The sequence below is a fragment of the Psychrobacter sp. PG1 genome (genome assembly GCF_014897815.1).
In the GTDB taxonomy this organism is placed as follows: domain Bacteria; phylum Pseudomonadota; class Gammaproteobacteria; order Pseudomonadales; family Moraxellaceae; genus Psychrobacter.
Map to the genome: position 1 here is coordinate 94,113 of NZ_JABUZG010000071.1, position 23,255 is coordinate 117,367.

The window sequence follows — 23,255 nt, forward strand, 5'->3', positions numbered from 1 at the left end:
AACAAGCTAAAATAAATAATGATTGGATGCCATAGCAGACGTAAATATTGAGATATCCTAACGTGGCAGCGGCGCAATAGCAAGATTCGTTCGAGCTATTGCGCCGCTACTTGAGCCAGTCATTGGCTTAACAAAGAAATAGCACCAACTTTATTCTAACCCTTCCATCTTACGCAATTCTTTACGCAGGATTTTACCCACGTTTGATTTTGGTAATTCATCGACGAACTGTATGTGACGCGGACGCTTGTAACCAGTCAGTTGCTTTTTGCCAAAATCAAGCAACTCTTGCTCAGTCACATCGCCTTTTTTGACCACAAACAACTTGGGCTCTTCACCGCGGTCATCGTTTGGAATACCGATAGCGCCGCATTCTACCACAGCTGGATGCTCGCTCATGGCTTCTTCAATTTCGTTCGGATAAACGTTAAAACCAGAGACCAAAATCATGTCTTTTTTGCGATCAACGATTTTGATAAAGCCTTTTTCGTCCATAATACCGATATCGCCAGTTTTCAGAAAGCCATTGGCAGTAAACGTTTCAGCTGTTTCCTCTGGACGATTTTGATAACCTATCATCACCTGCGGCCCTTTGACACAAATCTCGCCGCGATCACCCAATGCGACTTCATTTTCATCATCATCGATTAGTATTATATCGGTGCTAGAGGCAGGGATACCAATTTTACCCGTGAATTCAGCAATGGTCATCGGGTTAAAAGCAGCCACTGGTGAAGTTTCTGACAAACCATAACCTTCCACGATAGGCAGACCAGTGATTTTATGCCACTCTTTTGCCACGCTTGGCAAGACAGACATACCGCCACCGATAGACGCTTTTAGGTTAGAGAAATCTAAGTCTGCAAAGCCGTCTTTGTGTACTAGACCGTTGAACAAAGTATTCACCGCAGGGATAAAGGCGGGTTTGTATTTGGCCATCTCTTTAATCAAACCATCCAAATCACGAGGGTTTGGGATAAGCAAGCCTGCATAACCTCGGTACATGCCATACATGCCGCAGACCATAAATGAGAATACATGATATAGCGGTAGTGCCGTCAGGATGACATCATTGGCATCAACATCATCATCAAATGCACTGTCCATCAATGCACTAATCTGTAGCATATTGGCAACTAAGTTACCGTGGGACAGCATTGCACCTTTGGCAACCCCTGTCGTACCGCCCGTATATTGCAATAATGCCACGTCGCTTAAATTCAAATCAGGGCGCTTATATTTGCTGGCTGATACTGCATTTAAAGCGTGCTTAAAACTCACGCTGTTTGGCAGACTATAAGCCGGAATCATTTTTTTGACATGGCGCGCAACGAGGTTAACGACGGCTCCTTTCACTGCTCCTAGCATATCGCCAATCTTACAAACGATGACATGCTCAACCTGACCTTTGTCTTCTGCCTCTTGATAGGTGTTCGCAAAGTTCTCTACGATGAATAGGGCTTTGGTGCCACTATCATGCAGCTGATGCGATAACTCTCGGCTGGTATATAAAGGGTTGACGTTGACCAACACCATACCTGCACGGATGATCCCCAAAGCAACCACTGGATATTGCAGGAGGTTGGGCATCATCACCCCAACTTTATCACCTGTTACCAAGCCTAATGACTGTAAATAACTGGCAATTTGGCGACTGTATAAATCCAATTCCTTAAAACTAATCGATGCACCCATACAAATATAAGCCGTTTTTTTCCCATAACGGCTAAAGTTACGCTCAAACACATCAAGTAAAGAGGTATTGTCATCAGGCATATCGATAGTCGCATCAATGCCATAACGCTCATAAGTTTTCAACCAGGGGCTGTCACTATCTATCGTCGGCATAGTAGGAAATACGCTGTCTTTATTATTCATTGCAGCGTTATCGTTTGTGATCTCTTTATTGATACTGTCGGTCATAATTTTCCCTAAATGTTACCGTTAAAAACGTAGAATAATCTAATGAAAACACCATTATTTTTTGTGATTGATCAATGACAGCAGAAGCTTGTGAATAAAAAACGTGGTAACAAAAAAGGTTTATCACTTACAAGCTTTGTCAATCAGAGCGCAACGTTAAGTCCTTAATAAATAGCACAATAACTCGGCATTGCCGAATTAAAAACCCCTTTATCCCTGATAGTTTTATCAGAGATATAGCGCAAAACTAACGTCATCTCGTCGATAAATAAACAAATATGTCGGTAAGCACTATAGCAGTTTTGCTAAAAATTCTCTATCTCTACCTGACTGGGTCATAGCGACAAAAAAAGCAATAAATACAAAAAATGATAAGGCAGCATACCAGCAACCTTACCATTTTTGGATCACGACACCCAGTATCACAACCACCACTATCACGACGACTTAGCATCCTGATAGTTTCTTTCAGATTTAGTTCGTAGCGTTAGTTTGTAGCGTTAATTTTTATCATTAGTATCGTGGTGACTTATCATGATGACTTTACGAGTGCCTAACAAACAGTAGCAGACACTCATAAAAATACTCTGCCGCTGAAAGCTAGCTGATTAACCGTGGTTCTTTTCTTCCAGCACGCGCAAATCTTTGTGCAAAATCTTACCGACATTTGACTTTGGTAGCTCATCGATGAACTCAACATAACGAGGACGCTTATAACCAGTTAAATTCTCTTTGCTATAAGCAAGCACTTCTTCTTTAGTCAAACTGTCATCACTACGCACGACATAAATCTTTGGCACTTCGCCGCTCTTTTCATCTTCGATACCAATGACGCCGCATTCCAAAATCTTTGGATGACCTGACATCACATCTTCGACTTCGTTTGGATAGACGTTAAAGCCAGATACCAAAATCATATTCTTTTTACGATCAACGATTTTAAAGTAGCCTTCTTCATCCATCACGCCGATATCACCCGTACGGAAATAACCGTCAGACGTCATGACTTCAGCAGTAGCATCATCACGTTTCCAGTAGCCTTTCATCACTTGTGGACCACGAACACAAATCTCACCACGCTCACCCAGTGCGACCTCATTGCCTTCTTCGTCCAAGATAGCCATGTCTGTCGCAGGCATCGGTAGACCAATATTGCCTGAGAATTCACCCGTACCTTCTGGGTTTGCTGACGCCACAGGTGAAGTCTCTGACAGACCATAGCCTTGTACGATCACATTACCAGTAATTTTTTGCCATTTGTCAGCGGTGTCTTTTAATACTGCCATGCCGCCACCCATCGACATCTCAAGCTTGCTATGATCTAAGGCTTTAAATGGATCGCTATTTGCTAAAGCATTAAACAGCGTATTGACCGCTGGGAAAAACGCTGGTGGATAATCTTTGTAAGCTTTGATTAAGCTTGCGCCATCACGTGGGTTTGGTACCAGTAACCCGATACAGCCGCGATATAAGCCAAACATGCCGCAAACGGTAAACGAGAAAATATGATATAGCGGCAAGGCAGTCATGATAACTGGCTGCTCATCCATACCTTCAAACTTATCAAAAGCATCGCCAAGATAGGTATCACATTGAATCAGGTTGGCGACTAAATTACCATGCGTGAGCATTGCACCTTTAGCGACACCGGTCGTACCACCGGTATATTGCAAAACGGCAATATCATCAAGGCAGATGTTATCTGGACGTTTGTAATTTTTGGCTGAGAAGCGATTCAGTGCTGTTTTGAAGCTGGTGCTGGTTTTAAGATTATAGTCAGGTACAAGCTTCTTCACGTGACGCACGACCATATTGACGATAAAGCCTTTTAATGGACTCATCAAATCACCCATCGAGGTCACGATGACATGGTCAACCAAGTCCTTACCAATGTCTTCATAGGTTTTGGCGAAGTTTTCTAAAATAAATAATGCTTTGGTATCAGAGTCTGTTAGTTGATGCTCAAGCTCTTTTGAGGTGTAAAGCGGGTTAACGTTAACCAAGGTCATGCCAGCACGCAGCACACCCAATACGGCAACCGGTAGCTGCAAAATATTTGGCATCATGACGCCGACTTTATCGCCTTTTTTTAACCCAAGTGATTGCAAGTAGGCAGCAATTTGTTTGCTATAACGATCTAAATCTTCGTAGGAGAGTTTTGCATCCATACAGACAAACGCTGTCTTGCCAGCGTGCTTCGTAAAATTCTGCTCAAATATATCGATTAAAGAAGTATTAGCAGCTGGCATCTCAATGTCGTATTGAATACCAAGCTTTTCATAAGTTTTGATCCATACTTTATCGTTACGACGAATTAGGTTACTGTGATTTTCCATAATCTTTTCTCTCCTAGTAATAGTACGCTACCGTCAACCCATGCGAATCACAGTGTGATAAAAATATAAAAACTCAGCGCGCAGGCTTGTCATCGTAATAGCAGGCTTGGCTGTGAGGCAATCATATGGTGATGAGCAAACAATATAGCGGTAAATAGCCCTCTGTTCATTAACATACACACTTTATACAGACTACTCAATATAAAAGATTGCTACTTGAGTTCGCAAACTGTCTTGACGGTCAATAATGTCATAGTTATCAAAACCTTAATAGCGATAAGCGATAATTTTTCAGCGATTTATTAGCGAACATTTATTCATTAATACTCTTTATAGTGTTTTATCGTTAACTATTTTTTACCTTTACTATCAAGGGCAGTAGCAAGCTCTGTTAAGGTCACAAAGTTACGCTGTGTACTCTCTTTATCATTACCCGGCACGTCACGACCTGTCGTCTATTCTGACTTATGCCTTTTTAATTTTGCCAATATCCTTTACGATAGCGCTATCCTATTTGTACGCTTGCACCAATTATCTATACCTATTAAAACTGATAAGTGAACCCTATTTTATGTCCGATGTTATTGATCATACGATTGACCTTATTATTCCTAATGAACCGATGGATACTCGCTCAGTCGCAGAGTTCACTGAGCAGGCCTATCTCAACTATGCGATGTACGTCATCATGGATCGGGCGTTACCAAATATCGCCGATGGCCTAAAACCTGTCCAGCGTCGCATTGTTTACGCCATGAGTGAGCTGGGGCTAAAATCAACGGCAAAAGCGAAAAAATCTGCGCGTACCGTCGGTGACGTCTTGGGTAAATACCATCCGCATGGGGACAGCGCTTGTTATGAAGCCATGGTGCTCATGGCGCAGCCGTTCAGCTATCGCTATCCGCTCATTACAGGTCAAGGTAATTGGGGTAGCCCAGATGATCCTAAATCTTTTGCCGCCATGCGTTATACCGAAGCCAAAATGTCGGCTTATGCCAATACCTTGCTTGCAGAACTCGGACAAGGCACGGTCGATTGGCAAGATAACTTTGATGGCACGATGCAAGAGCCAACTACCCTACCTGCCCGCCTACCTAACATACTATTAAACGGCACAACAGGTATCGCAGTCGGTATGGCAACAGACATTCCGCCACATAATCTCAACGAAGTGGTACGCGCGGCTATTCGTTTGCTAAAAAATCCCGAGCTATCAGTTAAACAATTAACCCAATCGATACCCGCACCTGATCTGCCAACCCCTGCTGAAATCATTACCAGTAAAAAAGACTTGCAAGCGATGTATGAGACTGGACGCGGCAGCTATAAAATGCGCGCGACGTTCCATGTTGACCCCAAAGAAAAGAATCTTGTCATCATTGACGCGCTGCCTTACCAAGTCTCCGGTAATAAAATCCAAGAGCAAATCGCTAAGCTCATGACGGACAAAAAACTGCCTTGGATTACCGATATCCATGATGAGTCAGATCACGAAAACGCTTGCCGTATCGTACTTGAGCTAAAATCAACACGGGTCGATGTGGCTCGCGTCATGAGCCATCTGTTTGCCAGTACGGATCTAGAAAGCAATTATCGCGTCAATATGAATATGATTGGCCTAAACGGTAAGCCGCAAGTCAAAAACCTAAAAGAAATCCTTGATGAATGGCTAATCTGTCGCCGCTCTGTGGTCACGCGCCGTCTGCAATATCGCCTCGATAAAATCGACAAGCGCTTACACATCCTCGCAGGCTTACTGATTGCTTATCTTAATATTGATGAAGTCATTCGCATCATTCGCGAAGAGGACGATCCAAAGTTATCGTTAATGCAAGATTATGACCTGACTGACATCCAAGCCAATGCCATCTTGGATATTCGTCTGCGTCAGCTCGCTAAACTAGAAGAGATTGAGCTACGCCGCGAGCAAGATGAACTGGCTGCCGAACGCGCGATCATTCAAGAGTATTTGGACAATCCAGACAGTCTGACCAATCTGATGATTGACGAGCTGACAGCCGATATGAAAGAACATGGCAATGAGCGCGTGTCACCATTGGCAGAGCGCGAAGAAGCACAAGCATTAAAAGAATCTGACCTTGTACCGAGCGAACCGATCACTGCCATCCTATCAAAGGCAGGTTGGATTCGTGCTGCCAAAGGTCATGACGTCGATGCTGCTGGCATGAGCTATCGCTCAGGTGACAGCTATCAAGCGCACGTCCGTGGCAAATCCAATGAGAAAATATATGTGCTCGATAGCACTGGACGCAGCTATAGTATTGATGCGCATAACTTAGCGTCTGCGCGTGGTCAAGGCGACCCGCTGACCAGTGTGCTAAAACCGCCAGCAGGTGCTAGCTTTGAGCAGCTATTAACTGGTGCTGACAATCAGCGCATCATCCTCGCTAGCTCCGCAGGTTATGGCTTTATCAACACCATCGGCAATCTTGATAGCAATCAAAAAGCGGGTAAAAACATCATTAACCTAGCGGCTGATAGTCGATTGCTCCCTGTTGCGCGTATCGATGCGCCAGTAGAAACGACTGCCAATGCTGATGGTGACAATACCCATGCAAAGGTAGCGCCTGACCATATCGCTGTCGTGACCAATGCTGGATATTTACTGATATTTTCCCTCGATGATTTACCTGAACAGGCACGCGGTAAAGGTAATAAGCTAATTAAATTGAAAGAGAATGAGGAAGTGCTCGCCATTACGCCTCTCAGTCAGCAAGACAGCCTAATTATTACCGCTGGCAAACGCCATGTGACGCTAAAACCAAATGATTTGGCTAATTATACGGGCAGTCGTGGTAATCGAGGTGGACAATTGCCAAGAGGCTTTCAGAATGTGACGAGTGTTGAGGTTGGGTGATGGTAAATTATTTTTGGGAAATGATCAAACTAGAAACTTTAGTTAATGGAGTAGCACTCCTTATAGTAGTATGGGCTTTCTCTAAAGTAAAAGGCTACTTTAGTAAAGCACCTTTAGTGTTCAAAAACTTTCAAATATGGTCCCGTAAGAAAAAACTTATCAAGATCAAGAACCATCGTCATGATGAACGCTACTACTTGAATGAACTGCAACTGTCTCAAAACTGGTTCATTACTTTCTTACTGGTGATGATAGTAAATTTTTTATTCCTTTTAAATAATAATATCCTAGACTTTTCAATCTGGTTATTTCTATTACTTATGTTCCCAACATTTATTGTAGAGATAATATGGCTAAATAAATCGAGTTATGTTGAAGACTTAGCAACATACCAAAAAGGAAATTTAGAATGGAGAAAGCGTAGACAACGTAAAAATAATCGTAGAAAAAATAGTTATAAAATTTAAGCATCAAATTAGAGAAACTAGCCTAGTGCGGAATTTTTCTCCCGATAATATTAGGCGTAAGGTGCGTTCCATACACCTATAAGACTGGTAATATTCGAAAAACCACTGTAAATACCATCTCATTAACAACTAGATTCTAAGGGTAGAAATGCATGAGCAAGTATCAAGTGATTATAATCAAGAATCACTTTATTCAATTCATGGAAGAATAGGTCGCATTCGCTTCTTAGTATACAGCCTATTGCTTAATATCATGCTCATACCTCTAGTTTTAATTGCTGGTGGATTATTTGAGGCTATCTCGTACTTATTTGGTAGCGACAGCCTAATTGCTAATACTTTAATTTTTTTGATTGGTATTTTAACGTTTTTAGTATATTTCTATATCTTACTCACACCTAGCAAACGCAGGCTTAATGACTTGAATAAATCGGGGTGGGTATCTCTTTTGTGGTTCATTCCAATGATTAATATAATATTGTGGCTATGCCTTGTATTTGTTAAAGGAGATATTGGCATAAATAATTATGGCGCACCTTCCAGACCTCCTTCATTATTAATTAAAATTATAGCAGCGTTAATGCCTATTACAATAATCTTCATGGTTATATGTATTGCATTAGTTTTATCAGTTTTTAAGCATGCATATCAGTTGTGATTTAATCAAAGCTAACTCACTCAGTAAACATAAGGCAAATGCCACCCACTGAAAAACCGCCTATACACAATGTATAAACGGCTTCTTGGCGCTAATAAAAACAAATAACTATTCTGTGCATTAATAACACCATACCTGCCTTATTTCCCTACTAAATCTCTTAAAATTTAGTAACCATCTGCCAAAGCTTCTTTAAGAACTAGAAAACCTATAGCTTGGATAGGAAGAGTAACTATGTCTACTGCCACACTCACTGGCAACAAAGCAATGCCAAACTTATTAGTATTATCCCTAGTTTTCCAATTTTCATTCAATTGAATAGTCATAGGTTGCTTTAGCTTATGGTTTATCTGATCAATATTTTGTACCGCAGAAGCTACTGTGATCTTAATGAACACTGAACGCTGACAGGCTAGACTTTGTTGTTCAGCGATGACTGATGTCTGACACTTAAAACCAAGATTTTCCAACTGTGGCTGCTCATTATTCTTTACTTCATTTGTCGGCTTTGCATACACTAGATTGATACGGGTTGATATATTTTTAACTTGACTGGATCCATCTCTATCTCTGTCTATATCAAGAATTAACTCATTTGAATCAGCTTGGGTTTTTTTCTGAATATCACGAGTTCCGTATTCTCTCTGTGTATCGGAGTCAGAGTAATAGGATGATGGATTAGTATCGATATATAGTGAGCCTAAATCTACTTGAGAGAAAATTCTGCTGAATATATCAGATGAGGTGTGAGAACTGACCGAAGGTTGCACTAAAAAGCTGTAGTTTTTACCTGCTAAGATCATAGCACCCTCGTATTCTTTTATTGGTTTATTAGGATATCCAATGGCAATAACTTCCTCAGATAAAATATTTTTTTTATGAATATGATATCCTCCATAATAATCAGATTTAGTGTAGCTTACAAGACTCGCGGTCGCGCATCCATTTAATACGATTGATGATCCTAAAAGCGTTACTAGCAATAAAGATAGTTTTTTCATAAATACAATCCGTTTAAGTTATTCAAATAGCAAATGTCTCAGATGATAATACACAACATATGTAGAATTACAACGCTCAACCTTTACGATCTATAAATATAAGATATTGAAAACAACTAAAAAGCCGCCTACACAAGGTATAGACGGCTTCTTTACGTTAATCAGAATAGAGAACTTATCTAAGGATTATTGGATTCAGCATCTTTAAAAATCGCTGTCAAAAAGCTTTTAATCTGAGCACTTGTCATTAGATAGGGATTATAATCAGAACCTGCTGAGAAGCTTTTGAGGGCATACTCTTCATCTTCAGCGCTTGATGTTAGATGTTTCACTAAAAACCCATTCCATTGACGCGACTCTATTTCCTCTATATTAACAATATTGGGAAAAATAGTTGAATGCTCGTCAAGTATTTTTTTAAGGCAATATTGATAGCGGGCCTTGTCCCTTGAAAACTTTGAACGAAATAACCTTCACTAATGACTAAAGCTGAAGCTATATTGTTTTCTTCAAAATACCTTCGCCAATACTCAAGCGCGCGAGTCAGCTCGATTCCCGAATCTAGGTCGACATTTTTGGCGATATATATCATGTTGATAAGAATATGCTCGCCATTTATTTTTTTGCTTTCTGGAGTATGGCTTGTCGCTATAGTCATGAGAAACCTTATTTATAAAAACCTGATCTAATTTAAGATAAAGTATAATCAATAAAATTTTTTTTCTTAGTGGTTTTTTGTCATCTAGCATCATTGTATTTCTAGAAATAACCATTGGAATTTTAATGAAATAGGACGCCTATACTTCTCAGAGTACAATTGTACTATAAAAATTGGTACAATGACTGCGATATCATTAGTCTAATAGTTAACAAGCCTAATCTATATATTCCTATAGCACGGTCTCAACCCTAACATACGACTGACCCACGATTACTGATGGCTCAGACGTTGCAAACATCACTTACTCTTACTCAAAAGCCGTCTATACACGCGGTATAGACGGCTTTTTTACGCTCATTAAAACGACCAAGGCATCAATACCGACCCATCTCAACCGTTGTCTCAGCAAGCACACTATCGCCTTGCCATGCCTGCACATCTACCGTATACAGATGGTTTTTGCCACCTGAACAAGGTGGTTTATACGCCCCTCCCGCTTCCCCTGCACGGCTACGATATTCCGCGACCATCTCAATCCCGACTGGCACTTCATAAGTATGCCCAAACACCCGTGGAATCTCAGCACTCGTAGCACCTTCTGGTAGGTTAAACTCTACAATGCCATGTCCACCATGTTGCATACGTTTATTGCTCACATCGTTATAAACGAAAACCAAGCTCTCCGCGCCCATCGGTATGTTTGAAACCGTCATGCTCGGCGTGGCTGGACTTTTGCCACCATAGTTTAGACACTGCTGCCCTTCAGGTATTTTTTTGCCATTCCAAGCAGCATCGTTAAACTTGACATCCATTGCAAAGGCATTGGCAGATAGTGCCAATGTTGCCAGTGCCGTCAAAGCGGTGACTGATTTTAAGGTAAAAATTTTCATACTGGCTCCTTTAGGTAGCGGATACACTGATAAAAATCGTTCATCATTTTGTTAACTGATATTGATCGTTAATCCTAACCTTATAATAAATAGCCACTCTTAAGTTAATTATATCGTTTAGAGTTTTTGTTAATCTTTCAAATAAGCGCAAATCAATCGCAATGCCAGCAAAGCGAATACCGCAGCAGTAGCCAAATTTGCATCATCGCAGGTTACTTTATAGGTATTTATCTCTTCGGGTGTGTTGTAGTAGTATCTAAATCATTGGTATTGAAACGACTAAAAAACAATAGGATCATCATGTTTATCGAAGACAAAATCGCCAAAGAAAGTATGACTATCAACACTCCAACACCCAAGATCATCTTTTTTGACATCGATGATACCTTGAGCCGCAATGGCATCATCGCCGAACACAACAAAGCAACACTTGAGGAGCTTGCAGATACTGATATTAAGCTGGTGATTTCAACGGGACGCTCCAAAGCCATATTGCCGGTAGATATTTTAGCCTTGCTCGAAGCTGATGTCTTAGATGCGATTATTTGTATGAATGGACAGTATAGTTTTGATAAAAAGGGTCGGATTAGCCACTATCCGTTGTCCGCTGAGCAAACGGATACCATCGTGCGTCTGTGCCAACAGAGCGAGTTGATTCATAAGTTTGACTCTGCCACCCATATCGCTTGGTCAGGTGAAAATGAGCGCTTGCGCGAGTTTAATGCCATCACTCCAAACTCTATCGTTGACCCTGAATATCATAAAGGAAATACCGTCTATCAATGCTCAGTATTTTTTAACAATCAACAAGAGAAAATGCAGGACGTCAATTTTGCCCAGTACGATTTAAAGCTCGTCCATTGGCATCATATCGGCGCAGATATCTTACCGATAGAGGCATCCAAGGCGCGAGGCATTAAAGACGTCTGTCAATACTATAGGGTAGATGCCAGTGAGTGTATGGCGTTTGGTGATGGAATGAATGATTTAGAGATGTTTGACTTGGTTGGCTATGCAGTAGCAATGGGCGATGCAAAGCAAGAATTGATTGCGCGTGCAGACTTTGTCACGGGTACGATTGAGGAGCGCGGTATTCAATCGGTGCTTGAGCAGTTTCATATTGCGTCTTAGTAATCAGACTTTGCAAATTGCTATTTATCTAGGACGTGTTCTCACTTTTAAAATAAGGACACGTCCTAGCAAAATCTAACCACGCTTCGTCATTAAACTATAAATCCAACTACCGATTTTATAAAATCCAACAACAATCAAAATAAGCACCACCGCTGCCAGCACATAGGCCAACCAAACAGGCACATTACTCAACCAGCCAATCGTAAATGCCAAACCCATGTACGTCTCAACCGGCCAATTAACGATAGGTGTCGGCGAGCCAGCGTTAAACATGGTCATAAAGGCAATTATGCCAAGCACAGCAGTAATCAGTCCAGCGCGTTTACGATTATTCATCTTTTGCCTCTTTTAATTCGAACCATTTAATTAACATTCAATTGTTTTTATTTTATCGGTAATCTTTGCATCTTATAAAAACCACGTCGTAAACTCATGGCTTAAGGGTAAAGCAGCTCTCATCATAGCATGATTATTTACGCTTATTATCTTACTCAAAGACAGCAGTAAATCTCATATTTGTGATTTTATAGATTCTTCAGCCAGTTATCAGCGCCACTTTTAACAATATTATGAAGAACGAACTTCTTTCTTGCCCTTTAAATTCTTAACAATCATAGCCATAATAGTTTCACAACTGGCTCGATACCTTATATTCAGCACTTAGTATTTAGCCCTTAGCTTCCATTATCTATTATTTAACTTTTTACTCATTTGCATCATTCTTATTTAGGAGAGATATTTTGACTCATTTATCATCGCCCCACAACATTGCTCGTAGCGCTCGTATACTACCAAAAGCACTATTAGCCGTGGCTGTTGGGCTAGCACTTGCTAGCTGTAGCAAGTCAGACAATACGGCGGCTGATGGTACAGCGGCGAGTGCTGAAACGCTCAATCTGTATAACTGGTCAGAGTATATGCCGCAAGAGATTCTCGATGGCTTTACTGAAGAGACAGGTATTCGGGTCAATTACACCACCTTTGATTCTAACGAAGCTATGTACGCCAAGCTTAAATTGCTCGATGACTCTAGCCAATATGACTTAGCCATCCCATCAACATATTATGTCGAAAAAATGGCCAAAGAAGGCTTGCTGCAAGAGCTCGATAAATCTAAATTAAGCAACTTTAAGAATCTTGATACGTCTTTTACCAATACCAAGGTTGATCCAGAGAACAAATATTCGATTCCTTATATGTGGGGCAGCACCGGTCTTGCCATTAATGGTGACAAGGTCGATCCTGCAACCGTAAATAGCTGGAACGATTTATGGCGTCCTGAGTATAAAGGGCAAGTGATGCTGATGAACGATATGCGCGAAGTGTTTGGCATGGCGCTATTGACCCTTGGGCATTCAGGTAATAGTAAAAATCCTGACGAAATCAAAGCCGCTTATGAGAAGCTCACGACCTTGATGCCAAATGTGAAGACCTTTAACTCGGATGCCTCGCGCATGCCTTATATGGAAGGCGAAACCACGGTTGGTATGAGTTGGAATGGCGAGGCAATTATCGCCAATAACGAAGGCTTGACCAGCTTGGTTTATAAATATCCAACTGAAGGCGCTATCTTGTGGATGGATAACTTTGTCATTCCAAAAAACGCCAAACAGGTCGATGCAGCCCACAAGTTTATTGATTACTTACTGCGTCCTGAGAACTCTAAAATCGTCAGCGAAGAGATTGGTTATGCGTCGCCTAATATGGCTGCGCGTGAGATGATGCCAGAAGAGGTGAGAAACAATCCAACCATTTATCCGAGCAAAGACGTACTGGCAAAAGCGGAGTTCCAAGAAGATGTGGGCGATGAAGCATTGCAAGTATATCAGCAGTATTGGGATAAGCTAAAAACTGGTCGTTAATCACTGTTTTTTATAGCTGTTTTTTATAGCTATTTTTAATAACTTTTTTAACAACTGTTACCGCAAAAAAACGCTGACTTAATAAAGTCAGCGTTTTTTATTTATTCTTTATTGTCTTTTATTTAGCTTTTATAGTCGGTTCAATATAATTTGGATACAAGGAAGGCGAACGAAAGTACTACCAATAGTAGACTAAGCGAGCCTAACACCGTATCTGATTTATATAGGATTGACTATATTTATAAGTGCAAATCAGTTTCACTACCTTTATGCTCGATACGGCGCTGCTCGCGGCGTTGATAGCGCAGACCAGAGGCGGCAAACCATTGCGGCTTAGTCGTTTGCAATAAATCACTGAGCCGCTGCAATTGTACTTGTAAGGTTTGCGTGAGCCAAAAATAGCCTTGCCATTCAAAGCCTAAGTTTTCTACGCTTGGATATTCTGATACAGCGATGCGCGTAATGGGGCGAAATACTTGATCATTTGGACTACGTAATACCGCCGCCATATGCTGCATCGCTTGCGTCAATTCGTGCTGATAATGAATAAGCAAAATATGGTTTTCATCGTCAATTTCAATATTAGCCAAACGCGGTGCGGCACTTAACAGCAAATCAATGGTACCAATGATATTACGATGGGTACGCTGAATAGTCTCTAGTGTTTCCTTTTCAATACCCGATTCACTTGCTGTCGCTGCGATATGCGGACGCACGGCAAGCAAACGCTTATTGATTTTTTGTAGCGCTTTCACCAAGGACTTATTGACCGGTGTATCTGGTATAGCACTGTTCGATGGATAAATAATACTGGCCGAACTGGTCGCCTTACTATATTTAAACGGCTTGGGCACTAAGACATCCGCATCAATATGATTGCCAACCCCTGCATACAAATTGCTGCACGTCTCAAGATTACTGGCCAACAAAAACCGCCACATCAACGTCGATTTAAGCGGTAAAATTAACGTTGCGGCCACCGCTACTCCTGCACCAAGCAAAATATTGAACGCGCGATATAAGCCATCTTGGGCAATATTGCTGTGGTCAGGACTCGACACAATCATCAGCATGGTAATACCTGTCAGCAGACCGATATAGCCCAATTGCTTGACCGCCACATAACCGATGATGCCACTGATAATGCCAATCAGCCCATAATACAACCACAGCCACCCACCGATATCTTTAATCAGCCATAAGAAGCTAAGCCCAACTACTACCCCAAGCAAAGTACCCAATATCCGCTCTTTAGCCTTGGTATAAATCGCCCCTTGATATTGTAACAAACCCAAAATCACAAACACGGTAATGGTCGTCCACTCACCATGCGGCAAGTGCGTAAACTCATTTAGCAAGAGCGCAATAAGTACAGCCAGACCCAAACGTATGGCATGCAAAACATCTGCATGCTGATAACGGGCATAAGGCTCTACAAACGGGGCGGTAAATCGTTGCCAAAAAGTCGGTTTCACGCAGGGCATCTCTTATAAGTGAAGGAAGAAAAAATCGGTTAAATTGTAGCTACTGGCTTAACTATTGATAAATCGATGATAAAGTCATGACCAAAAAATAACGCCTTTTACCTATTAAAAGATAAAAGACGCTGAAGGTCAAAACATGCTAGCACATAACGACAAAAAAACATCCTAACAACATCGCATTTGGCTATTGGTAATGCTGAAAGGTGCTGACAAATACTTGCCAGCATCTCCTATATTTACAAGTGTAAATCGGACTCGCCCCCCTGCTCTTTCATTCTACGCTGCTCACGCCTTTGATAGCGCAGACCAGAAGCGGCATACCACTGCGGTTTGGTCGTTTGTAGCAGATCACTTAACTGTTGCAGTTGTGCTTGCAACGTTTGCGTCAACCAAAAATATCCCTGCCACTCAAACGTTGCATACTGTACGCTAGGATATTCTGATAGCGCAATACGCGTAATAGGTCGAAAAGTCTGATCGCTTGGACTGCGTAGCACTGCCGCGATATGCTGCATGGCTTGGGTGAGCTCGTGTTGATAGTGAATCAGTAGCATATGATTATCATCGTCGATATCGATATTCGCCAAACGCGGTGCTGCACTGAGTAACAAATCGATGGTACCGATGATATTGCGATGGGTACGCTGAATCGTTTCTATCGTCTCTTTATGAATGCCGGACTCGCTTGCTGTTGCAGCGATATGTGGACGTACTGCGAGTAGTCGCTTGTTTATTTGCTGCAGCGATTTTATCAACGCTTTATTAACAGGCATATCTGCAGTAGTGCTACTTTGAGGATAAAACAGGCTAGCTGAGCTTGTCGCTCTAGTATAGACAAGCGACTTGGGAGCCACTATTTCAGCATCGATATGATGTCCGACACCGGCATAAAGCGTACTACAGGCTTCTAAATTATTTGCTAATAAAAATCGCCACATCAACGTCGACTTTAGAGGTAAGACCACTGTCACCATGACCGCAATACCTGTACCGATTAAGATATTGAGTGCGCGATAGACACCATCTTGCGCCATATTAACTTGATTCAAGTTAGAGACGATCATCAGCATAGTAATGCCAGTGAGTAACCCAGTATACCCTAGCCGCCTGACCGAAAAATAACCAATAATTCCACTAACAATACCAATAAGCAGGTACTCTATCCCTAACCAAGCACCCGTCCCTTTATTGATCCATAAGATTGCAAATGCCACGACAATACCCGAAACCGTGCCTAGTACTCGCTCTTTGGCTTTGGTATAAATAGCGCCCTGATACTGTAGCAATCCCAAAATAATAAAGACGGTGATCGTCGTCCATTCCCCATGTGGAAAATGGCTTATTTGATTGGCTAACAGCGCAAGTACAATGGCTGCACCGATACGTATGGCGTGCAAGATATCAGCGTGCTGATAGCGCGCATAAGGTTCAATGAATGGTGCAGTAAATCGTTGCCAAATTTTTGGTTTCACGCACAGGTACTCTTATTAATTGAAGAATATATAGTCAATGAAAAGTAATATCGAACCATCATGTACTGCTGATATCAAAAAAAACGTCTTTTACCTGTTAAAAGGCAAAAGACGTTTGAGATCGAAATAGAGTGGTCAATAATTGGATGTCAACCAAAACCATTATACCTCTAAGAAGTCCAAAATACCTTCAGCGGCTTCACGACCTTCCCAAATCGCAGTCACGACCAAATCAGAACCACGCACCATATCACCACCAGCAAATATCTTGGGGTTTTTGGTTTGGAATTTAAAGGTTTGCTTTTCCGCTGCCAGCACGCGACCAGAGCTGTCCATTGCCACTTGCTGAGACTCAAACCAGTCAGCAGGGCTAGGACGGAAGCCAAAAGCCATAATTACGGCATCACATGGGATAATTTCTTCTGAATTAGGAATCGGCTCAGGACGCTGACGACCACGGTTGTCTGGCGCACCCAAGTGAGTCGTAACGACTTTCACGCCATTCACTTTACCATTCAAGCCAATGATTTCTGTCGGTTGACGATTGAATAGAAACTCAACGCCTTCCTCGCGAGCATTGACCACTTCGCGGCGCGAACCTGGCATGTTCTCTTCGTCACGGCGATAGGCACAAACTACCTGCTCAGCGCCTTGGCGAATACTGGTACGGTTACAATCCATCGCAGTATCGCCACCACCTAGCACCACCACTCTTTTACCCTTAAAGTCGATATATTCTTCAGGATTTTTTTCCCAGTCGTTGCAGCGATTGACATTGGCAATCAGGTAATCTAGCGCATCATGAACACCGGAAAGCTCTTCACCAGCAAAGCCGCCACGCATATAAGTGTAAGTACCCATGCCCATAAATACCGCATCATACTCACTTAACAGTTCATTAATACTAATATCAGTACCGATTTCTGTCTCAAGACGAAATTCCATGCCCATGCCTTCAAAGATGACACGGCGGTTACGCATAACGTCCTTTTCCATTTTAAATTCTGGAATACCAAAAGTCAGTAAGCCACCAATTTCAGGACGCTTATCAAACACAACTGGTTTTACGCCGTTTCTAACGAGTATATCCGCACAGCCCAAACCTGCTGGCCCTGCACCGATGATCGCGACTTTTTTATCTGTCCAAACCACATCAGACATATCCGGACGCCAGCCAAGTGCAAAGGCGGTATCGTTGATGTACTTTTCGACATTACCAATGGTCACAGCGCCAAAGCCATCATTTAAGGTACAAGCGCCTTCACATAAGCGATCTTGTGGACAGACGCGACCGCAGACCTCAGGCAACGTATTGGTGCGGTGACACAATTCAGCCGCTTGAAATATCTGCCCTTCGGTAGCCAATTTGAGCCAGTTAGGAATGTAGTTATGTACAGGGCACTTCCATTCACAATAAGGGTTACCACACTCCAGACAGCGGTGCGACTGCTGCGCAACGGCTTCACTCTCAAACGGTTTATAAATTTCAACAAACTCCGTTGAGCGCGTGGCGATGTCTTTTTTGGTCGGCTCAAGCCGTGGTACATCTAAAAACTGAAAACTATTTTCTAAGCGTTTTGCCATGGTATTGTCTCTTTAATATGAGGCTTTTTATATCAAGCTTTTTTAAAGTGGGCGGTGACAGTCAACGATGTCTCATTTATCACAAAATTAAGAGCTTTATATCGTGACCGTCACTTACCTGCTGAAAACCTCTGAGTTAAAAGGCTTTTAAAAGCGGAACATTGGATAATCCAAGCAAAGCTATTGTGGGTCAGCCATGGTGGTTTTGAGAAGGCTCGCAATGTTTGCCGCTTTAGGCTTCACCAAATAAAACTTACGAACATAGTGCTCAAAGTCAGCCAATATCGTCTGACCCCACGCGCTGCCTGTTTTATTAACATGCGCTTCAATCACTTGCTGCAAATGGATACGATGCTCTTCGGTTTGCTCACTTGAGATACGGTTAAGATCGATCAACTCATGGTTACAACGGTCAAAGAAATCGCCTTCCATATCGAGCACATAAGCAAAACCACCTGTCATACCTGCTCCAAAGTTGAGACCCGTACGCCCAAGAATAGTGACAATACCGCCTGTCATATATTCACAGCAATGATCGCCTGTGCCTTCGATGACTGCGTGCGCGCCAGAGTTACGCACCCCAAAGCGCTCGCCAGCAGTACCAGCTGCATATAGTTTGCCGCCCGTTGCGCCATATAAGCAGGTATTACCAATGATGGCGGTCTCTTGCGCCGTAAAGCTTGAATCTTTTGGTGGATAAATAACAATCTCACCGCCAGCCATGCCTTTGCCGACATAATCATTGGCATCGCCTTCTAGCTCAATATTTAGACCACCTGCATTCCAGACGCCTAAACTCTGCCCAGCAGTACCAGTCAGATGCAGCTTAATTGGCATATCACTCATGCCAAGGTTGCCCCATACTTGCGCAATCTCACCAGAGATACGCGCGCCGATAGAACGATCACAGTTACCGACATAATAGCTATAATCGCCGCCATTACCTTGACGAATATTGAGCAACATATCACTAATCATCTGTTCAGCGAGTAAGCCTTTATCAAATGGCTCATTACGCTCAACCTGACAGGTTTGGGCTTTACCACTACTGGCTGGATGGCTAAATAATAATGGCGTTAAATCCAGATGACGCTGTTTATCCGTGTTGCCTTCTAATACTTCAAGCAAGTCAGTACGTCCAACCAACTCTTCCATACTACGCACACCAAGGGCGGCAAGCCATTCACGCGTTTCAGTTGCTACAAATTTAAAGAAGTTAATCAACATCTCCGCTTCGCCAATGAAATGCTCATCACGTAGCTTGGCTTTTTGCGTCGCAACCCCAGTCGGGCAATTATTAAGATGGCAAATGCGTAGGTATTTACAACCAACGGCAATCATCGGCGTGGTACCAAAGCCAAAGCTTTCTGCCCCAAGGATAGCGGCTTTTACCACATCAAGTCCTGTCTTTAGGCCACCATCAGTTTGAATACGAACTTTATGACGCAAGCCATTTACTCGTAGTGATTGGTGGGTCTCAGCAAGTCCTAGCTCCCATGGTGACCCTGCATGATGGATAGACGATAGCGGAGAGGCTGCTGTGCCACCATCATAACCTGAGATGGTAATCAAATCGGCATAGGCTTTTGCCACGCCAGTCGCGATAGTACCAACGCCTGGACGTGAGACTAACTTGACCGATACTAGCGCATCTGGATTGACTTGCTTTAAATCAAAAATGAGCTGCGCCAAATCTTCGATAGAATAGATATCATGATGCGGCGGTGGTGAAATCAACGTCACACCCGGTACAGAATAACGTAAGCGCGCAATCAGAGCATTGACCTTACCACCCGGCAACTGACCTCCCTCACCCGGCTTGGCACCCTGTGCAACCTTGATTTGCATCACTTCGGCTGAACGCAAATACGCTGGGGTGACGCCAAAACGACCCGAGGCAATTTGTTTGATCTTTGAGTTGCGCAGCGTGCCATAACGTACTGGATCTTCGCCCCCCTCACCAGAGTTTGAACGTCCACCGATGGTATTCATCGCCATGGCAATCGCTTCATGGGCTTCGGGTGACAACGCCCCTAACGACATGCCCGCCGAGTCAAAGCGCGTCAGAATAGCTGAGATATCCTCTACGTCATTCACATCGATAGAGTTATCTGTTTTTAATTGCAATAAATCACGCAAGGTCGCCACAGGACGGCTATTCACTAAGTTGGCATAATTACGATAATTATCATAATCACCCGTACGAACCGCGGTATGCAGGCTATTAATCACGTCTGGGTTAAAGGCATGATATTCTTTGTTGAAGACAAACTTCAGTAAGCCACCTTGATCGAGTGGCGCGCGGCGCTTGAAAGCATTCGCCGCTAGCTGTGCTTGATCGGCAGCTAAGTCAGCAAAGGTCGCACCTTTAATACGACTCTGTACGCCTTTGAAACACAGGCTCACCACCTCTTCAGAGAGACCCACTGCTTCAAATAACTGCGCGCCGCGATAAGAGACAATGGTCGAGATGCCCATTTTTGATAAGATTTTTAGCAAGCCTTTATCCAAGCCTTTACGGAAATTAACCCGCGCTTGAATCGGATCACCAAGCAGCTCACCAGTCGCTACTAAGTCATCAATAACATCATAAGCCAAATAAGGATAAACGCAGGTCGCACCAAAACCAATCAAGACTGCCACTTGATGCGAGTCGCGCGCCAAACCAGTCTCAATGATTAAATTAGCATCAGTACGAATACCTTGACCAATCAAATAATGATGCACCGCACCAGTCACCATGATGGCATTGGCTGGTACTTTATCGGCATCGATGTCTTTATCAGACAACACAATCAAAGTGTGACCAGCTCGGATGCTGTTAGCTACTTGCTCGCAGATAGCCATGATGGCTTCTGATAACTCAAGGGTGCGATCATAGTTTAAATCAATACGCGCCATTTTAAAGGCTGGATCGCCCAAGGTCTCAAGTTGCTGCATCTTGCTGGCGGACAATACCGGCGACGATAAAATAATACGGTGTGCATCTCGCGCTGATGGCGCAAACACATTGGTTTCAGCACCGAGGCAGGTCTGCAATGACATCACGATAGATTCACGCAATGGATCAATCGGTGGATTGGTCACCTGTGCGAACTGCTGACGGAAAAAGTCACCGACATGGCGGATTTGCTGCGACAACACTGCCATGGGCGTATCATCACCCATTGAACCGACGGGCTCTTGACCATTTTCGGCGTTGGGGCGGATAATTTCAGTACGCTCTTCATTGGTAATGTGATACATTTTTTGCAGTGTTTTTAGCTCATTACCACGGCATGTTTGCGCTGCTAACTCTTCCTCTAAACGCTCATCATCACGGATACGGGTTGCTTCTTCACGCAGCCATTTACGGTACGGATGGGCTTTTTTCAGTAATGTCGCAATCGCTTTAGTATCTAAAATTTGACCCGTTAAAGTATCAATAACGAGCATTTGACCAGGGCCAACGCGTCCTTTTGCCAACACATCTTTTGGCGAGTAATCCCACACACCAACTTCAGAAGCAACGGTGATGTAGCCGTTCTTGGTCGTCACCCAGCGCGATGGGCGTAGACCGTTACGATCAAGCATACAGACCGCATAGCGTCCATCTTGAATCACCAAACCTGCTGGACCATCCCACGCTTCCATGTGCTGCGAATAAAACTCATAAAAGGCGCGCAAATCCATATCCATGCTATCGACATTCTGCCAAGCAGGTGGCACGAGAATCGACATCGCATGGAATAGATTCATACCACCTGACATGAGGACTTCAAGCATATTATCTAAGCTTGATGAGTCAGAGCCCGTACTGTTCACCAGTGGCGTCAATTCATTCAAATTGGGCAGTTTGTCTGATTTTAGTTTTGGCGTCCGTGCCTCAGACCAGTTGCGATTGCCTGTGATGGTATTCAACTCGCCATTGTGGGCAAGATAACGAAACGGCTGCGCCAAAGGCCAACGCGGCAAGGTATTGGTGGAGAAACGTTGATGAAATACCACGATATGCGATGCCAAACGCGCATCTTGTAGATCCAAGAAAAATGCTGGCAAGTCTGATGGCATCACCAAACCTTTATAGATAATCGTCTGACAGCTTAATGAGCACACATAAAACAGCTCATCATCAGCCAAGCGCTGCTCTGCTTTTTTGCGTGCGACAAACAGTTTACGGTTAAAGTCATCCGCTGCCAAATCATCGGGGGCGTTGACAAACACTTGCTTAAAATCAGGTAAAGTCTCACGGCCAATGTCACCGACGATGCTCAAATCAAGCGGCACATCACGCCAGCCAGCAACCTCTAATCCTTGGGCGACAATCTCATCGCTCAGCACTTGCTGGCTATCACGAGCTTTTGTCTCATCTAAATTGACAAAGATCATACCAACTGCAAAGTTGTCAGTAATCGCGAACCCTTGCTCAGCAGCAATACCTCTAAAAAACTCAATAGGCGTCGCCAGTAGTAGACCACAACCATCACCCGTTCTACCATCAGCAGCAACACCGCCGCGATGGGTCATACAGCTTAGACTATGAATAGCAGTTTTTACCAAATCATGGCTGGCTTGTCCCTCAATATGAGCGATCAAACCAAAACCACAGTTATCAGAAAAATCATCTGGCGTGACCAGGTGGGTTTGCGAGGAAATCATTGACATGGCTAGTCCTTTTAGGTGAACGGGCAATTTATGCATCCAATGCAGATCATAAACTGAAGACCGTAAGCAGAACGGGCTAATAATTAATATTCGTATATCCGAATTAATAAATGGTGTGACGCTCATAGACATCATACTTTGAGACTGAGGTGAAAGCTCTGGCACTCCCAGTCATTGAATGATGTTTCAATAGATCATTAACATATTAAAAGATAGTAAACGGTCGCCCTTGGCAATGACATACAGCCCTGTATACCCGTT

At 43.0% G+C, this 23,255-nt stretch carries 16 protein-coding genes; 5 read left to right on the top strand and 11 right to left on the bottom strand.

Annotated elements, in window-relative coordinates:
• Nucleotides 1-150 precede the first annotated feature (150 nt).
• Together INT03_RS11580 and INT03_RS11585 are read right to left on the bottom strand one after the other, a co-directional pair.
• Entirely contained in the window at nucleotides 151-1,923 is a 1,773-nt protein-coding gene (locus INT03_RS11580; protein ID WP_193009063.1) for an AMP-binding protein, read from the bottom strand.
• A 608-nt stretch (nucleotides 1,924-2,531) separates the two neighbouring features.
• Nucleotides 2,532-4,259, bottom strand: a complete 1,728-nt coding sequence (locus INT03_RS11585; protein ID WP_193009064.1) for an AMP-binding protein — start codon at nucleotides 4,257-4,259, stop codon at nucleotides 2,532-2,534.
• 571 nt (nucleotides 4,260-4,830) lie between these two features.
• Here INT03_RS11585 and parC point away from each other — a divergent pair.
• The 3 genes from parC to INT03_RS11600 all read left to right on the top strand — a co-directional run bounded on the left by parC (nucleotide 4,831) and on the right by INT03_RS11600 (nucleotide 8,262).
• Nucleotides 4,831-7,137 (top strand): DNA topoisomerase IV subunit A, encoded by a 2,307-nt coding sequence (parC, locus tag INT03_RS11590; RefSeq protein ID WP_193009065.1) that lies wholly within the window; start codon nucleotides 4,831-4,833, stop codon nucleotides 7,135-7,137.
• Entirely contained in the window at nucleotides 7,137-7,604 is a 468-nt protein-coding gene (locus INT03_RS11595; RefSeq protein WP_193009066.1) for an AC76 family protein, read from the top strand. The genes parC and INT03_RS11595 overlap by 1 nt, the downstream gene beginning before the upstream one ends.
• Before the next feature lie 148 nt (nucleotides 7,605-7,752).
• Nucleotides 7,753-8,262 (top strand): DUF805 domain-containing protein, encoded by a 510-nt coding sequence (locus INT03_RS11600; RefSeq protein ID WP_193009067.1) that lies wholly within the window; start codon nucleotides 7,753-7,755, stop codon nucleotides 8,260-8,262.
• A gap of 167 nt (nucleotides 8,263-8,429) precedes the next feature.
• On the opposite strand, the gene INT03_RS11605 is transcribed toward INT03_RS11600, so the two are convergent.
• The 4 genes from INT03_RS11605 to INT03_RS11620 form a co-directional block, all read right to left on the bottom strand.
• Entirely contained in the window at nucleotides 8,430-9,263 is an 834-nt protein-coding gene (locus tag INT03_RS11605) for a hypothetical protein (RefSeq protein WP_193009068.1), read from the bottom strand.
• 179 nt (nucleotides 9,264-9,442) lie between these two features.
• On the bottom strand, nucleotides 9,443-9,595 hold the full coding sequence (locus INT03_RS11610) for a hypothetical protein (protein ID WP_193009069.1): 153 nt from the start codon (nucleotides 9,593-9,595) through the stop codon (nucleotides 9,443-9,445).
• A 35-nt stretch (nucleotides 9,596-9,630) separates the two neighbouring features.
• The gene (locus INT03_RS11615) at nucleotides 9,631-9,921 is read right to left on the bottom strand and encodes a hypothetical protein (protein WP_193009070.1); all 291 of its coding nucleotides are present in this window, start codon (nucleotides 9,919-9,921) and stop codon (nucleotides 9,631-9,633) included.
• A gap of 377 nt (nucleotides 9,922-10,298) precedes the next feature.
• Nucleotides 10,299-10,814 (bottom strand): hypothetical protein, encoded by a 516-nt coding sequence (locus INT03_RS11620; RefSeq protein WP_193009071.1) that lies wholly within the window; start codon nucleotides 10,812-10,814, stop codon nucleotides 10,299-10,301.
• 300 nt (nucleotides 10,815-11,114) lie between these two features.
• Here INT03_RS11620 and INT03_RS11625 point away from each other — a divergent pair, with 300 nt between their 5' ends.
• Nucleotides 11,115-11,945, top strand: coding sequence for a Cof-type HAD-IIB family hydrolase (locus INT03_RS11625; protein WP_226950286.1), 831 nt, complete (start codon nucleotides 11,115-11,117; stop codon nucleotides 11,943-11,945).
• A gap of 75 nt (nucleotides 11,946-12,020) precedes the next feature.
• Here the strand turns inward: INT03_RS11625 and INT03_RS11630 are convergent, their stop codons facing one another.
• Nucleotides 12,021-12,284, bottom strand: coding sequence for a hypothetical protein (locus INT03_RS11630; protein ID WP_193009072.1), 264 nt, complete (start codon nucleotides 12,282-12,284; stop codon nucleotides 12,021-12,023).
• Between the two features lie 404 nt (nucleotides 12,285-12,688).
• On the opposite strand from INT03_RS11630, the gene INT03_RS11635 reads away from it, so the two are divergent.
• Nucleotides 12,689-13,810 (top strand): ABC transporter substrate-binding protein, encoded by a 1,122-nt coding sequence (locus tag INT03_RS11635; RefSeq protein WP_045443939.1) that lies wholly within the window; start codon nucleotides 12,689-12,691, stop codon nucleotides 13,808-13,810.
• 239 nt (nucleotides 13,811-14,049) lie between these two features.
• Here INT03_RS11635 and INT03_RS11640 read toward each other — a convergent pair whose 3' ends face one another.
• The 4 genes from INT03_RS11640 to gltB form a co-directional block, all read right to left on the bottom strand.
• On the bottom strand, nucleotides 14,050-15,294 hold the full coding sequence (locus INT03_RS11640) for an FUSC family protein (RefSeq protein ID WP_193009073.1): 1,245 nt from the start codon (nucleotides 15,292-15,294) through the stop codon (nucleotides 14,050-14,052).
• 236 nt (nucleotides 15,295-15,530) lie between these two features.
• The gene (locus INT03_RS11645; protein WP_193009074.1) at nucleotides 15,531-16,766 is read right to left on the bottom strand and encodes an FUSC family protein; all 1,236 of its coding nucleotides are present in this window, start codon (nucleotides 16,764-16,766) and stop codon (nucleotides 15,531-15,533) included.
• Between the two features lie 162 nt (nucleotides 16,767-16,928).
• Complete coding sequence (locus INT03_RS11650) at nucleotides 16,929-18,350, bottom strand: glutamate synthase subunit beta (RefSeq protein ID WP_087814764.1); 1,422 nt, start codon at nucleotides 18,348-18,350, stop codon at nucleotides 16,929-16,931.
• 180 nt (nucleotides 18,351-18,530) lie between these two features.
• Nucleotides 18,531-22,994, bottom strand: a complete 4,464-nt coding sequence (gene gltB / locus INT03_RS11655) for a glutamate synthase large subunit (protein ID WP_193009075.1) — start codon at nucleotides 22,992-22,994, stop codon at nucleotides 18,531-18,533.
• Between the last annotated feature and the right edge of the window lie 261 nt (nucleotides 22,995-23,255).